At 58.3% G+C, this 12,969-nt stretch carries 14 protein-coding genes; 4 read left to right on the top strand and 10 right to left on the bottom strand.

Annotation, left to right across the window (positions count from 1 at the left end; all coding sequences use genetic code 11):
• Positions 1-4 precede the first annotated feature (4 nt).
• Positions 5-1,237 carry a 3-methyl-2-oxobutanoate dehydrogenase (2-methylpropanoyl-transferring) subunit alpha gene (locus tag BLW11_RS19100; protein ID WP_048360879.1) on the bottom strand — a complete coding sequence of 411 codons (1,233 nt, stop codon included), beginning with the start codon at positions 1,235-1,237 and terminating at the stop codon, positions 5-7.
• 206 nt (positions 1,238-1,443) lie between these two features.
• Here BLW11_RS19100 and bkdR point away from each other — a divergent pair, with 206 nt between their 5' ends.
• On the top strand, positions 1,444-1,932 hold the full coding sequence (gene bkdR, locus BLW11_RS19095) for a Bkd operon transcriptional regulator BkdR (RefSeq protein ID WP_016781430.1): 489 nt from the start codon (positions 1,444-1,446) through the stop codon (positions 1,930-1,932).
• Position 1,933: 1 nt separating this feature from the next.
• Here bkdR and BLW11_RS19090 read toward each other — a convergent pair whose 3' ends face one another.
• Entirely contained in the window at positions 1,934-2,479 is a 546-nt protein-coding gene (locus BLW11_RS19090; RefSeq protein ID WP_048360880.1) for a histidine phosphatase family protein, read from the bottom strand.
• Positions 2,480-2,596: 117 nt separating this feature from the next.
• On the opposite strand from BLW11_RS19090, the gene copC reads away from it, so the two are divergent.
• Both copC and copD read left to right on the top strand, forming a co-directional pair.
• A complete protein-coding gene (gene copC / locus BLW11_RS19085; RefSeq protein ID WP_048360881.1) occupies positions 2,597-2,971 on the top strand; it encodes a copper homeostasis periplasmic binding protein CopC in 375 nt (124 codons plus the stop codon).
• A gap of 4 nt (positions 2,972-2,975) precedes the next feature.
• A complete protein-coding gene (gene copD / locus BLW11_RS19080; protein WP_048361069.1) occupies positions 2,976-3,827 on the top strand; it encodes a copper homeostasis membrane protein CopD in 852 nt (283 codons plus the stop codon).
• Positions 3,828-3,918: 91 nt separating this feature from the next.
• Here the strand turns inward: copD and lpxO are convergent, their stop codons facing one another.
• The 8 genes from lpxO to BLW11_RS19040 all read right to left on the bottom strand — a co-directional run bounded on the left by lpxO (position 3,919) and on the right by BLW11_RS19040 (position 11,613).
• Positions 3,919-4,818, bottom strand: coding sequence for a lipid A hydroxylase LpxO (lpxO, locus tag BLW11_RS19075; protein WP_048360882.1), 900 nt, complete (start codon positions 4,816-4,818; stop codon positions 3,919-3,921).
• Positions 4,819-5,040: 222 nt separating this feature from the next.
• The gene (locus tag BLW11_RS19070) at positions 5,041-5,982 is read right to left on the bottom strand and encodes a PfkB family carbohydrate kinase (protein ID WP_048360883.1); all 942 of its coding nucleotides are present in this window, start codon (positions 5,980-5,982) and stop codon (positions 5,041-5,043) included.
• Positions 5,975-7,438, bottom strand: coding sequence for a purine-cytosine permease family protein (locus tag BLW11_RS19065; protein WP_048360884.1), 1,464 nt, complete (start codon positions 7,436-7,438; stop codon positions 5,975-5,977). The genes BLW11_RS19070 and BLW11_RS19065 overlap by 8 nt, the downstream gene beginning before the upstream one ends.
• Positions 7,439-7,540: 102 nt before the next feature.
• On the bottom strand, positions 7,541-8,545 hold the full coding sequence (locus tag BLW11_RS19060) for an ADP-ribosylglycohydrolase family protein (RefSeq protein WP_048360885.1): 1,005 nt from the start codon (positions 8,543-8,545) through the stop codon (positions 7,541-7,543).
• Complete coding sequence (locus BLW11_RS19055; protein WP_048360886.1) at positions 8,542-9,255, bottom strand: GntR family transcriptional regulator; 714 nt, start codon at positions 9,253-9,255, stop codon at positions 8,542-8,544. The genes BLW11_RS19060 and BLW11_RS19055 overlap by 4 nt, the downstream gene beginning before the upstream one ends.
• A 157-nt stretch (positions 9,256-9,412) precedes the next feature.
• Positions 9,413-10,102, bottom strand: a complete 690-nt coding sequence (locus BLW11_RS19050) for an endonuclease (protein WP_048360887.1) — start codon at positions 10,100-10,102, stop codon at positions 9,413-9,415.
• 4 nt (positions 10,103-10,106) lie between these two features.
• A complete protein-coding gene (locus tag BLW11_RS19045; protein WP_048360888.1) occupies positions 10,107-10,358 on the bottom strand; it encodes a DUF1654 domain-containing protein in 252 nt (83 codons plus the stop codon).
• 175 nt (positions 10,359-10,533) lie between these two features.
• Positions 10,534-11,613, bottom strand: coding sequence for an asparaginase (locus BLW11_RS19040; protein WP_048360889.1), 1,080 nt, complete (start codon positions 11,611-11,613; stop codon positions 10,534-10,536).
• Between the two features lie 376 nt (positions 11,614-11,989).
• Between BLW11_RS19040 and BLW11_RS19035 the strand changes: the two genes are divergently transcribed.
• Positions 11,990-12,943, top strand: coding sequence for a sugar ABC transporter substrate-binding protein (locus tag BLW11_RS19035; protein ID WP_048360890.1), 954 nt, complete (start codon positions 11,990-11,992; stop codon positions 12,941-12,943).
• Positions 12,944-12,969 lie beyond the last annotated feature (26 nt).

Below are 12,969 nucleotides of genomic sequence, written 5' to 3'. Positions count from 1 at the left end.
CTGGTTATAACCCCAATTCCTGACGTTGCCGACGCAAATGCTCGGGCATTTCCTTGTACACGTCTTCAAACATCGACGCGGCGCTGGGTATCTGTCCGCCGGCCAGGGTGCCGAAACGCTCGGCTTCCTTTTGAGCGCCAATGATTTCGGCTTCGAGTTCGGCGCTGACGGCGGCGTGCTCTTCTTCCGACCAGTTGCCTGTGGCAATCAGGTGCTGCTTGAGACGAATAATCGGATCGCCAAGCGGGAAGTGGCTCCAGTCATCAGCAGGACGGTACTTGGACGGATCGTCGGAGGTGGAGTGCGGGCCTGCGCGATAGGTGACCCATTCAATCAGGGTCGGGCCCAGGTTGCGGCGGGCGCGCTCTGCGGCCCAGGCTGAGGCGGCGTACACCGCGATAAAGTCGTTACCGTCAACCCGCAGCGAAGCAATGCCGCAGCCTACGCCGCGCCCGGCGAAGGTGGTGGACTCACCGCCGGCAATGGCCTGGAACGTCGAAATCGCCCATTGGTTGTTCACCACATTGAGGATCACCGGGGCGCGGTAAACGTGGGCGAAGGTCAGGGCGGTGTGGAAGTCGGATTCGGCGGTGGCACCGTCGCCAATCCAGGCCGAGGCGATTTTGGTATCGCCCTTGATCGCCGAGGCCATGCCCCAGCCAACCGCTTGCATGAATTGGGTGGCGAGGTTGCCGGAAATACTGAAAAAGCCGTAATCGCGGACCGAATACATGATCGGTAATTGCCGACCCTTGAGCGGGTCACGTTCGTTGGACAGCAATTGGCAGATCAGGTCGACCAAAGGCACGTCCCGGGCCATCAGAATGCTCTGCTGGCGATAGGTCGGGAAGCACATGTCGTCGATGTTCAAGGCCAGGGCCTGGGCGCTGCCGATGGCTTCTTCGCCAAGGCTCTGCATATAGAACGACATTTTTTTCTGACGCTGGGCGACCACCATGCGGGTGTCGAAAATGCGGGTCTTGAGCATGGCGCGCATGCCGGTTCGCAGTACCTCGACCGATACGCCTTCGGCCCACGGCCCAAGGGCCTGGCCTTGGTCATCGAGCACGCGGATCAGGCCTTTGGCCAGGTCGGCCGTGTCGGCAGGTTCCACGTCGATGGGAGGTTTGCGCACCAGACCTGCATCGGTCAGGCGAAGGTAACTGAAGTCGGTCTTGCAGCCTGGGCGGCCAGAAGGTTCGGGAACGTGCAGGCGCAGCGGTGCATATTCATTCATGGCTTTCTCTACGCTCGATCTTGTCGTGTTTATTAGGCGCGGGAGCTAGGTATTACGTCGAAGATCGGTCTGATAAAAGATCGCGATCTTGTCCTACAACAATCATATTCCTGACAGTGAAGAATATTTATCTGTAGTTCGTTGTGCTTTGTGGCATTTAAGGATAAGAATTCTGCATAAACATAAAAAACAGGTGTTTTTATCTCATGCGCAAGCTAGATCGAACCGATATAGGGATTCTCAACAGCCTCCAGCAGAATGCGCGCATCACCAATGCGGACCTTGCGCGCTCGGTAAACCTGTCGCCGACGCCGTGTTTCAACCGGGTCAAGGCCATGGAAGAGCGTGGCCTGATCCGGGAGCAGGTAACCTTGCTCGACGCCGACATGTTGGGGCTGCACGTCAATGTTTTCATCCATGTCAGCCTGGAAAAACAGGTCGAGGAAGCCCTGCAGCATTTTGAAGCGGCGATTTCCGATCGCCATGAGGTCATGGAGTGCTACTTGATGGCAGGCGACCCGGATTACCTGATCCGGGTGCTGGTGCCGAGCATTCAGGCACTGGAGCGCTTCATGATGGACTTTTTGACCAAGGTGCCCGGCGTGGCCAACATCCGCTCCAGCTTCGCGCTCAAACAGGTGCGTTACAAAACTGCGCTGCCGCTGCCGCCTGGCGGGCTCACCCTGGAAGAGTGAGTCAAACCCGCAGCCGCCAGCGCTCATTGAAGCGCAGGTCAACCACCGACAGCGGCTCAACGTCAATCAGGTTGAACGAGGCCGTGCCCGCTGCCAGCGCATGCAGAATGGCGGCGCGGATGACGAAGGGGTGGGTCACCACGGCAAAATGGCCTTCTTCACGGAACTCGTCGAGCCAGGCGCTGACCCGCAGGCAGAGGTCTTGCACGGATTCACCACCATGGGGCGCTGAAAACGGGTTGTTGATCCAGTTTGCAAGCACCTGCGGCATGCTTTGTTGCAGGTCTGACAGGCGCTGCCCCTGCCAGTCGCCGACGTCGTAATCCCCCAGCGCAGGCACGATTTCGATATCGCCGCCCAGTGCATGAGCGGTTTGCAAGGCCCGGGTTTCGGGCGCGCAAAGTATGCGGACCGGCTTTTTCAGCCGCGCACTCAGTTCGGCTGCCAACAGCAACCCCTTGGGCTCTACCGATTCGTCCACTGCAAAGCGCCCCAGACGTTGGGCTTCAGTGCGGGCGTGACAAATAAAACTGAGGCGGATGGGCATGCTGAGTTCCTGGCGGGGGAGACATCGTGTTTAGTTCCGGGTTACTGCGTGCGCTCGCCCTACAGTCAGTTTAGGCGAGTATTATGACCGCGTATTTCACTCTCAAGGTACTTTGCAATGGCTGCTACTCTCTTGAAAAAAGTCCTCAATACTGCTGCGTTGCTGACGCTGATGGCCGGTGCCAGTGCGGCGTTTGCCCACGCCCATCTGGAACAGTCGACGCCGGCGGCCGACAGCACCGTCAACACGGCTGACCAACTGCGCCTGGTCTTTACCGAAGGCGTAGAGCAGGCGTTCACTAAGGTCGTTGTTACCCATGACCAGGCGCCTGTAGCGTTGAGCAGCATCAAGACCGAGCCTGCGAACAAGAAAGTCCTGATCGTTACGCCGGCCAAGCCCTTGCCAGTGGGAACCTATCACGTGAAGTGGAATGCCGTGTCGGTCGATACCCACAAGAGTGCAGGCGATTACAGTTTCACGGTGAGCAACTGAGTTGATTTTCAGCGAAATGGTCATCTGCCGTTTTGTGCATTTTTGCGCCGTACTGCTGATCTTCGGGTGCTGTGCATTCAGGCCCTTGCTGTTGGGTGCCTGGCCATCCGGCGGGATTGACCGGCCATTGCGTACGGTCAACCGCGGGTTGGCCTGGGTGGCGCTGGGCAGTGGCCTGGCCTGGTTAGTGTTGACCACCCATTCGATGGCCGGTAGCTGGCCCGAAACCCTGGACCCCGCCACCTTGTGGCTGGTGTTGGGCAGTACCTTTTTCGGGCAGGTCTGGGCCTTTCATTTGGTGTTCTGCGCTCTGTTGCTGATCACCCTGTATGCCCGCTGCCGTTTTTACGTCACAGGGTTGCTGAGCCTGTTGCTGCTGGCCACGTTGGCGCCGGTTGGGCACGGCGCGATGCTGGATGGCTGGCGCGGTCAATTGTTGATGCTCAATCAACTGATTCACTTGCTCTGTGTCGCCACCTGGCTCGGTGGTTTGATGGGGTTGCTGCTGATCCTTGGGCGTCCAGCCGGGCAGGCCGTGAGCGCGGTTTTGCAGCGCTTCAGCAATCTGGGGTTTGTGCTGGTTGCCGGGATCATTCTGACCGGGCTGATCAATACCCGGGTGCTGACCGGAACGCTCTGGCCCACCCCATTGTTTGAAGGGTTCGCACTGATTCTGTTGATCAAAGTGACGCTGGTGGGGGTGATGCTACTGCTGGCGCTGTTCAATCTGGTCATGAGCCGTTCGGGCCACATCGCACTGTTGCGCAGGAGTGTTGCACTTGAATGGCTGTTTGGACTGGCAGCAGTGGCAGCGGTTTCGTTGCTGGGTACCTTGCCGCCGCTGGTGGTGGGCTAACTGTTTTAAATGCCTGCAGATGCTCTGTTACCGGTGATTGCCCCTGTGGGAGCGAGCCTGCTCGCGAATCATCGCTCCCACAGAGAGAAGTCTAGATCAGTAAAAACACGCCCAGCAAACTGCCGAAAACCAGCCATTTTTCCAGGTAGTAACGTGCACGGTTGCGCTTTTTCAGCGCCTTGCCGCGCAGGCGAATCTTGTACAACCGTGTAAATGCGCGGTTCAGAGCACCGGTTTTATCACTGCTACCGTTGGGTGAGCTGGCGGATGCCATGACTGTACGGCTGAACCACTGGTTGAATGCAGTTGCCCAGCGGTATTGCATCGGGCGTTCTACATCGCAGAACAGGATGATGCGGTTTTTATCGGTGGTGTTTTGGGCGTAATGAATAAAAGTTTCGTCGAACATCACGGCTTCACCGTCACGCCACGCGTAGTTCTGCCCGTCGACGTTGATATAGCAGCCTGGGTCATTGGGTGTATCCAGGCCCAAATGAAAGCGCAGCGAGCCCGCATACGGGTCGCGATGGCGCACCAGTTTCGAGCCGGGGGGCAGCTCGGCAAACATGGCAGCCTTGATGGTGCCGATGCCGTTGAGCAACTCAATGGTCCGCGGGCACAGCTCGACAGCCGAAGGGTGATTGTCGCCATACCACTTCAGGTAAAAGCGCTTCCAGCCGCTCTTGAAGAACGAATTGAACCCTACATCGTTGGGCTGCTCGGAACGTTTGATTTCACCCGCCTGCATCAGGTTCCGCGCTTCTTCGCGGATCTCCTGCCAATGATCCTGCAAGGGCTGCAACTCGGGGAAGTCTGCCGGCTTGAGGTACGGCTGGTTGGGCACTTTGGAGAACAGGTACAAGAAACAGTTGATCGGTGCCAGAAAGGTCGAATGGTCGCTCAGCTGGCGCCCCGGCTTATGGCGAACCTTGCCCCGCAGGTGGACATAGGCAATGGAAAAAACATAGACAGCAATAATGATGAATTTCAAGAGAATCGTCACAAGTCAGGAGAAACGCAGACCGCATACGCGCACGTGCCCCGACAGCTATCGGGAGCTATCGGGTGCTGGTGTCACTTGATGAAAACCACGGTGTAATTAAAACAGCACTTCTGGCATTTTCCAGCTTTTGGTCTCGTTTTTGAACATGTTTTGTTACAGCCTTTGGTCGTGTTGCGCGTAGGGTTTTAGCCGATTCGTTGAACCACACCACTATTCCTGCGTGCCGACACTGCCTGATTTCGCCAGTAATGCATCGACTTCGCGGGCGCCGGGGGCAGTGGCCGGGCCTCGACGGGTAACGGCTATAGCCGCTGCGGCATTGGCCCGTGTCGCGGCCTGTGCGGCGTTATACCCACCGGCCAATGCGGCAATCATTACCCCTGCGTGAGCATCGCCGGCCCCGTTGCTGTCTACGGCGTGCACCTTGAACCCGGCGATATGTTGTTGGCCATGGCAATCACTGATCCAGCAACCCTGCGGGCCATCGCGCACAACCGTGAGGCAGTCGTAGGGCAGGCGCGCCGTCAGTGCGGGCAGGGCCTGGGCCAGCGAGGTGAGGCCGGTAAAGCCCTGTGCTTCCGTGCTATTGCTGGTCCACAGGTTCAGGCGCGGCAGCAGGGCGTTGAGCAGTTGCGGGTCGATATCGGCCAGTAACGGGCCGGGGTCGAAGGACAGGTGCACGCCGGGCGTCAGGCCCAGTATCCAGTCCAGCAGTGACTGGGCCTTGTCGGCATGGAGCAGGCTGTAACCGCTGACATACACATAGTCATCAGGCAGGACGGTGACCTGCGCCAGGTCTTGGGCAGACAACCCGCCTTCGGCCCCGATACAGGAAATGAACGTGCGTTCGGCGCTGGCTTCCGTCAGGGCTACGCACAGCCCGGTGTCTTTGTGCGGGTCGATGGGCAAGGTCATCTGTATGCCTTCTGCGCGCATGGCCTCACGGGCCAGTTCACCGAACTGGCCCTGGCCATGGCGGCCCAGGTACAGGGTCGTCAACCCGTTGCGCCGGGCCGCCGCCATCACATTGAAACCGCCACCGGCGTGAAAGCTGGCGCTATGGGCCAGTGCGTCTGCGCCGGAGCGCGGAAGGGTGTCGAGGGCCATGGCCAGGTCGACGATGACCTGCCCGGTGTGCAGCAGCCTAGACATGGGCGGCATCTACCGCAGGCTGACGACGGTCTTTGGCGCCGCCCATCAGGGCATACAAACCGCCTGCCACGACGAATGTCACCACCCAGCCCAGGCCGTTATGACCCAGCCAGGAATCTGCCAGCGGCCCGGCAAACCAGTTGGCGCCGGTGCTGCCCACGCGGGTGAAGCAAAAGCCCAACGCCAGCGCCACGGCCCAGGCGCTCAACGCCCGCCATTCGATTCCGCCCTTGTACCAGTAAGCACTGCTGGCGCTGACATCCAGCAAGTCTTTGGCGCTGTAGTACTGGCGATGGATAAGGTCGACGACAAAGATGGCCACCCACGCGGTAATCGGAATGGCCGTCAGCGAGATAAAGGTGATGAAGGGGCCATAAAAGCTGTCGGCGTACAGCATGAAGTAAATCGAGCCACAGAAGATCGCGACGATATCCACGACAACGGCTTGCACCCGCTTGATCTTCACGCCCAGGGTCAAGGTGGTCAGGCCGGCGGAGTAGACGGACAGGTGATTGGACAGCAGCAGGCCGCCAAAGGCGCTGAGCAGGTAGGGGACAGCCATCCAGGAAGGCAGCATGTTGCGGATCGCGGCAATCGGGTCGGTGGTTGAGGCCAGGTCGTGATTGCCAACGGCCAGCAAGCCGCCGAGCGTAATCAGCAGCACCAGCGGTATCCCTGCGCCCCAGGCGGCGGAGGCCACCAGTTGTGATGCGCTGACATTGCGCTTTTGATAGCGCGACATGTCAGCCCCGGCGTTGGCCCAACCGATGCCGGTGCCGGCGGCCATGATGCCAATCCCGATAATCATTGCGCTCACGGGCGCCGGTTCGGCACTGAACACGCCTTGCCAGTCGATCGTGGCGCACAGAAAACCGCCGACCAACAGATTGAGCGCGCCAAAAACGTAAGTGGCCCATTTCTGAATGATCAGCAGCGTCGCGTGCCCCAGGCCGGAAACCGAAAGGGTCAGCAGGGTGAAAATACCTATAAACACCAGCGTCAGGATTGGCGCGTTCTTGGCTTCGGTCGGGGTGCTGAAGAGGATTGAGCACAGCGCCAGCAGCACAAAAGCCGCGGTGGTGGTGTTAACGGTTTCCCAGCCCACTCGCGAGATCAGCGAAACCAACGTGGGGCCAATGTTGCCGCGCACTCCGAAAATGGCCCGTGACAGTGTCAGGCTTGGCGCCCGGCCCCGACGTCCGGCAATGGAAATGACGCCGACCACGGCGAACGAGCCTGCCGCACCGATCAGGGCGACGATGATGACTTGCCAGATGGCCAGTTGATGAAAGGCCACCAGGGTTGCACCCAGGGGCAAGCCGAGGATGCTGATATTGGCCGCAAACCAGACCCAGAACAGCTGCAGGGGATTGCCATTGCATTCGTTTTCGGGGACCGGCTCTATGCCCCGGGTTTCCAGTTGCCCGGCACTGTGCCCGGCGTTAGGGGTGCTCATGGGGGGTGGCTCCTGATGCTGTTGTTATCGTTGCAAGCAGCGCATGTGTGGCGCTGGTCTCAGGGGTGAGACCAGTCGCTTTGCTGTTTGTGGCAGGGGCTTCTATGTGTGGCGAAGGGTTAGCAGATCGCGTACCAGGGGTTCCAGTTGCAGGGAATTGACCTCGATTATTTGCTCGATCAGCGCAGCCGGCCATAGCTCCAGCCCGCCACAGGCACCCAGCATGGCGCCGAGAATGGCGGCAATGGTATCGGTGTCACCGCCCAGGCTGGCGGCCATGCACAGCGCATCGAAACTGCTGAGCTCGGCGCTTGCTACCCGTTGCGCCAGGGCGAAGGCCGTAACCACGGACTCCTGGGACGCGACCGATGTACCGATCACGTCATACAGCAGGTCGCCAAGGTTGTCGGGGTTGCACTCGCTGCTTGCCTGTCGGGCCCAGCGGATACGCGGGCCCATGCGGCCACCGGCGACCCAGTGGCCATGGTGCTCTGCGATAAAGGCCATTTCGGTGCCCGCATTGAGGGCGTGTTCAAGTTTTTTGCCATTGATCCCGCTGGATACCACCGCCGCAACGGCGGCTGCGCTGGCGATTCCCAGGCTGGTGTTGTGCGTGACCTGGCAGGCCTGAACGACGGTATTGATAAACCGTTCCGGTTGCGCGATGTCGATGGCGATGCCCACCGGGGTGATGCGCATGGCGGCGCCGTTGGTGGTGCCATAGCGCCCTGACTGTTCCGGGCTGTGGCCTGCAAGGATCATGTCGATCGCGCGCTTGGTGGATGGCCCGAGCAGGTCTTGAGAGCCTTTGGCCTGCATGCCGGACTCCCAGGTTATAAGGCGCCGCGCAAGCTGGTTCGGGTCAATGCTGGCGTTGCCTTCAACCAGCAGATGCCCGACCAGGATGGCTTGTTCGGTGTCGTCGGTGATTGAGCCCGCAACCATACCCGGCGCAATGGGTTGATCGGCCGGTGCGTTTTCAAGGGTGGTGATGTGCCCGAAGCGGGTCAGGATCTCCCCGCGGCTAAATGATTGGGTCGGCATGCCCAGCGCATCGCCCAGTGCCAGTCCATAAAATGCGCCAAGGGCCCGATCAGTCGGTGTCATGACGGCGTTCCAAACGAGTGGTACATGCGAAAGTGCAGAGGATCAAGCCAGCTTTCCACCAGCTCCATGAAACGGCCGTTCCGGTCGTAAGTGGTGCGCAGTGCTCGAAGAAAAACGGTTCCGGCGGGGCGGCCGAGCAAAAGTGCATCTTCTTCGTTGAGAGGTTCTGCGCCGATCCACTGATCGCCGCGATCACCGACAAAGCCATAGGCGGCGAGTGTGATGGTGAGTGAGTCGTCTATCAGGCCGACCCGTGGCAGGCCTTCGAGGCCGCCGGTGGCGGGCATGAGCGAGCGCTCAAGGGAGATGGCGGTGCCATCGTCACGGCGGCGTCGACGCTCCAGGGTAATAAACTGGCTTAACCCGAATTGATGGGCCAGATCCGGGCGCTCTATGGCCTGGAGACGAAGCAGTTCTGTGTGTATTCGGGCGCCGGTACTGGCCAGGGCCTGGGTCCAGCCGTTGTGCTGGTCGAGCGTTATGCCGTCATACGTAACGATGGCACCGCCTTCGGTTCGCTTGGCAATATATTTTCGCCTTTCCAGTTCGGCCAGTGCGGCGCGCAGCGTACTGTGGCCGACACCCAGTTCTTGAGCCAATTGGTCTTCACCCGGCAGTAGATGACCGTCTGCCAGGAGCCCGCTTTCGATACGGTGGACAAGCTCGTCGACCACCCGTTGTTTTATGTTGAATCGAACCTGTTTAATCATCCAATGAGTAATAGCTCAGCAATGGGGGTTCGGCAATAAATGAGCATCTGGAGGCGTCACAAATTGTCAGGTGCAGCAGAGGCTTAACGATCAGCAGAGGCGCCTTGAACCACTGTTTTCATCAGGGCTCAAGGCGGGTAAAGGCAGGGGGGTGGTATCAGCCGCAGGCCTTGAGGTTGACCGGGCCGACGAAGTCGTTGCCGCGCCCCATGACGCACGCGACCGCTTGATTGCGTTGCAGCTCCCAGGCCTGAACGGGATAGGTTTTGTCCCACGCCTCATAGAGCTGGCGGTCTTGCTTTGACAGACGCAAGTTGTAGCGCTGGCTCATGTAAAAGTAAGTGCGGGCGATCATGCCGCGGATGGAAGGGCGGGGCATGACCTTTTTCGATTTGAAATCGACCTGTGTCAGGCATGAGCCATATTGGCCCTTTTGCACGGGTAGCCAGCCAAAGCTGAAGTTGCTCCTGTCCCCGTTGACTTCACCGATGCTGGGTACCAGGTTGTGCAGATCGGCTTCGGCAACCTTGTACACAGGGTCGTTACGGGTGCAGTTTTTGCGTCCCCCACTTTGCCAGCATTGGCGCTGATGGCCAATTTGCCAGGCGGGAACGATGTGCTCCCATTCGATGCGCGCTGCGCGGTTGGCATTTTTGCGCGGGACGTAACCACAGGCTTTCAGGTCGACGCGGTTACCGGTGTATTTGCAACCGCAGTAGAACTCGGTGGACTGCGGTGCATAGAGTTTCCAGGCGACTTTTTTTGCTTCACTGAAGGTTTGCGGAGCTGAAGCTTGTGCGCTTAAAACAGTGAAAAGACTGACCAGTGCCAGTAAACGAACCCTCATCGACTCAGTCTTCCTCAACTACGGTCCAGAAAACATTCACGCCGCCATCATCGCGATAGGCAATTGTGACGTTGTCGTTTTCGGAGATTTCTTCCAGCAGGCGCTCCCAGAATTCCGGGTTGTCACCTTCCAGCCGTTCAAGCACCGCCATTTTGTCTTTTTGAGCTTTTGGCGAACTGATGATTTTTTGTATGCGCGTGCCGAAAATTTCGTAAGGGCTTGGTGGGGTTGGCTCTTTCGCCGCTTTTTTAGCCATGATGCGATCCTTGGTGGGCTGTATGCGCATACAGTATTTAACTGCGCCAGATTTGGCAACTGTTTGGTGTACTGGCGAGTGAATGCGGCGTTAGGTCCGCGCGAAACAAAAAGGCCGTCTCCTGGTGGGGAGACGGCCTTTTCAAGTCAATTGGCGCGTATTTGAAACGGGCGACTTAGTATTCCCAGAACATCCGCTGCAGCTCTTTGCTGTCCTGGGTTTTGGTCAGAGCGACCATGGCCAGAATGCGTGCTTTCTGTGGATTCAAGTCGTGGGCTACAACCCAGTCATTTTTGTCGTCAGGCTGTTCTGCGTTACGCAGTACGAAGCCGCCGTTATTTACGTGGGAAGAACGAATGATTTGCACGCCATCTTTACGCAGGGCTTGCAAGGTCGGAACCACACTCGATGCCACTGAGCCGTTGCCTGTACCAGCGTGGATGATGGCTTTGGCGCCGGACTGTGCCAATGCTTTGTAGGCAGTGTCGTCGACGTTGCCATACGAGTAGGCGATGCCTACGTTTGGCAGGCTTTTGATGTCTTTAATGTCGAATTCTGAATCCATGGTGTGACGCTTGGCCGGCAAGCGGAACCAGTAGGATTTGCCTTCAACGACCATGCCCAGCGGGCCCCATGGGCTTTTGAATGCTTCGGTCTTGATGTTGATCATTTTGCTGACATCACGGCCGGACTGGATCTCGTCGTTCATGGTGACCAGCACGCCTTTACCGCGAGCCTCTTTGCTGCCGGCAACGGCAACTGCGTTGTAGAGGTTCAGCATGCCGTCAGCCGACATGGCTGTGCCCGGGCGCATGGAGCCGACCACGACGATTGGCTTGTCGGTTTTTTCAACCAGCGTGAGGAAGTAAGCGGTTTCTTCCAGGGTGTCAGTGCCGTGGGTGATCACGATGCCATCGACATCCTTGCTGTCAGCCAGTTCAGCAACGCGGCGGCCCAATTGCAGCAGGTTTTCGTTGGTGATGCTCTCCGATGCAATTTGCATCACTTGCTCGCCACGCACGTTTGCCAGTTGGCTCAGTTCGGGAACGCCGGCGATCAGCTTGTCGATACCGACTTTGGCTGCGGTGTAGGTAGCGCTGTTGGCAGCACTTGCGCCTGCACCGGCGATGGTGCCGCCCGTGGCCAGAATGATGACATTCGGCTTGGTGGCAGCCTCTTGTGCGTGAGCCGTTGGCAGTGCCAGGAGGAGGGCCAGCGCGCCCGGAACAATTGTTTTCAGCACAGCATTTTTCATTATTTTTCTTCTCTTATTAGTGAGAGTGCCGATGTCTGCACACCAGCACGACGCGTGCCATCCTTTGGCCGCGAGCGGTGATAGGAGGCATTATTTATGCCAGTGCGTGAGGCCTTCTGAAAATTAGGTAACTAATTGATTTATATATGATTTTACGAGGCTGTTTATTTCGTTTTTTTGCGGGAGCCGGTTTTCCGAACAAAGAGTGATTTTGTTGTTCGGAGATTCGACCGCGCATTGACTTTTTTCACGTTGACAAACAAGAACCAGCTTTCCATAGTGAGGTTCAAGCAAACGTTTGCGCGGCGCTTTTTTGAGCAAGCCACGGCGCGAGCAGGACGTTGCTCACAATAATCATAAGATCGGAGTTACTTCCATGAAGCTGCCCTTTGCTGGACGCCTCCTTGCTGTCGCCATTCTGGCTGCGGCATCCCTTTCCCTCCCTGTCGCTTATGCAGATACGGCCCAAAAACCCAAAGTCGGCCTGGTGATGAAGTCGTTGGCCAACGAGTTCTTTGTCACCATGCAGAAGGGCGGCGAGGACTACCAGAAAGCCCACCCACAGAGTTTCGATCTGGTCTCCAACGGGATCAAGAATGAAACCGACACCGCAGGCCAGATCGACATCATCAACCAGATGATCATCGCCAAGGTCGATGCGCTGGTGATTGCCCCGGCAGACTCCAAGGCCCTGGTTTCGGCCATCAAAAAAGCCACGGACCGCGGCATTGTGGTGGTCAATATCGATAACCAGCTGGACCCCGAAGTGCTGAAAAGCAAGGGCATCGAAGTGCCGTTCGTGGGGCCCAACAATAGAAAGGGCGCGCGTGAAGTCGGTGAGTACCTGGCGACCAGGCTTCAACCCGGCGATGAAGTAGGGATCATTGAGGGCGTGTCGACCACCACCAATGCACAGATGCGCACGGCAGGCTTCAAGGATGCGATGACCGCCGCCGGGATGAAGATTGTGCCGGTACAGTCGGGCAACTGGGAGATTGACGGTGGCAACAAGGTCGCAGCCGGTATGCTCAGCGAATACCCGAACCTGAAGGCCATCCTGGCAGGTAATGACAGCATGGCGCTGGGCGCTGTATCGGCCATCCGTGCCGCTGGCAAGGTCGGGAAGGTTCAAGTCGTGGGCTATGACAATATCGATGCGATCAAGCCGATGCTCAAAGATGGCAGGGTGCTTGCCACGGCCGATCAGGCTGCAGCCAAACAGGCCGTTTTCGGCATTGAAACGGCGCTCAAGCTGGTCAAGAAAGAGCCGGTCGAGAACCTCAAGGACGGCATCATCGACACGCCTGTCGAGCTGGTCATCAACAAGTAATTCAATTCGTTGTCGCAGGCACCTGC

Source organism: Pseudomonas deceptionensis, from assembly GCF_900106095.1.
Taxonomy (GTDB): Bacteria; Pseudomonadota; Gammaproteobacteria; order Pseudomonadales; family Pseudomonadaceae; genus Aquipseudomonas; species Aquipseudomonas deceptionensis.
This window is presented reverse-complemented; position numbering and strand designations above follow the sequence as displayed.

What these genes read in the sequence shown, in the direction of transcription:
- BLW11_RS19100 (WP_048360879.1), bottom strand. Translation starts at nt 1,237, where the DNA reads ATGAATGAATATGCACCGCTGCGCCTGCACGTTCCCGAACCTTCTGGC.
- bkdR (WP_016781430.1), top strand. Translation starts at nt 1,444, where the DNA reads ATGCGCAAGCTAGATCGAACCGATATAGGGATTCTCAACAGCCTCCAG.
- BLW11_RS19090 (WP_048360880.1), bottom strand. Translation starts at nt 2,479, where the DNA reads ATGCCCATCCGCCTCAGTTTTATTTGTCACGCCCGCACTGAAGCCCAA.
- copC (WP_048360881.1), top strand. Translation starts at nt 2,597, where the DNA reads ATGGCTGCTACTCTCTTGAAAAAAGTCCTCAATACTGCTGCGTTGCTG.
- BLW11_RS19070 (WP_048360883.1), bottom strand. Translation starts at nt 5,982, where the DNA reads ATGTCTAGGCTGCTGCACACCGGGCAGGTCATCGTCGACCTGGCCATG.
- BLW11_RS19065 (WP_048360884.1), bottom strand. Translation starts at nt 7,438, where the DNA reads ATGAGCACCCCTAACGCCGGGCACAGTGCCGGGCAACTGGAAACCCGG.
- BLW11_RS19060 (WP_048360885.1), bottom strand. Translation starts at nt 8,545, where the DNA reads ATGACACCGACTGATCGGGCCCTTGGCGCATTTTATGGACTGGCACTG.
- BLW11_RS19055 (WP_048360886.1), bottom strand. Translation starts at nt 9,255, where the DNA reads ATGATTAAACAGGTTCGATTCAACATAAAACAACGGGTGGTCGACGAG.
- BLW11_RS19050 (WP_048360887.1), bottom strand. Translation starts at nt 10,102, where the DNA reads ATGAGGGTTCGTTTACTGGCACTGGTCAGTCTTTTCACTGTTTTAAGC.
- BLW11_RS19045 (WP_048360888.1), bottom strand. Translation starts at nt 10,358, where the DNA reads ATGGCTAAAAAAGCGGCGAAAGAGCCAACCCCACCAAGCCCTTACGAA.
- BLW11_RS19040 (WP_048360889.1), bottom strand. Translation starts at nt 11,613, where the DNA reads ATGAAAAATGCTGTGCTGAAAACAATTGTTCCGGGCGCGCTGGCCCTC.
- BLW11_RS19035 (WP_048360890.1), top strand. Translation starts at nt 11,990, where the DNA reads ATGAAGCTGCCCTTTGCTGGACGCCTCCTTGCTGTCGCCATTCTGGCT.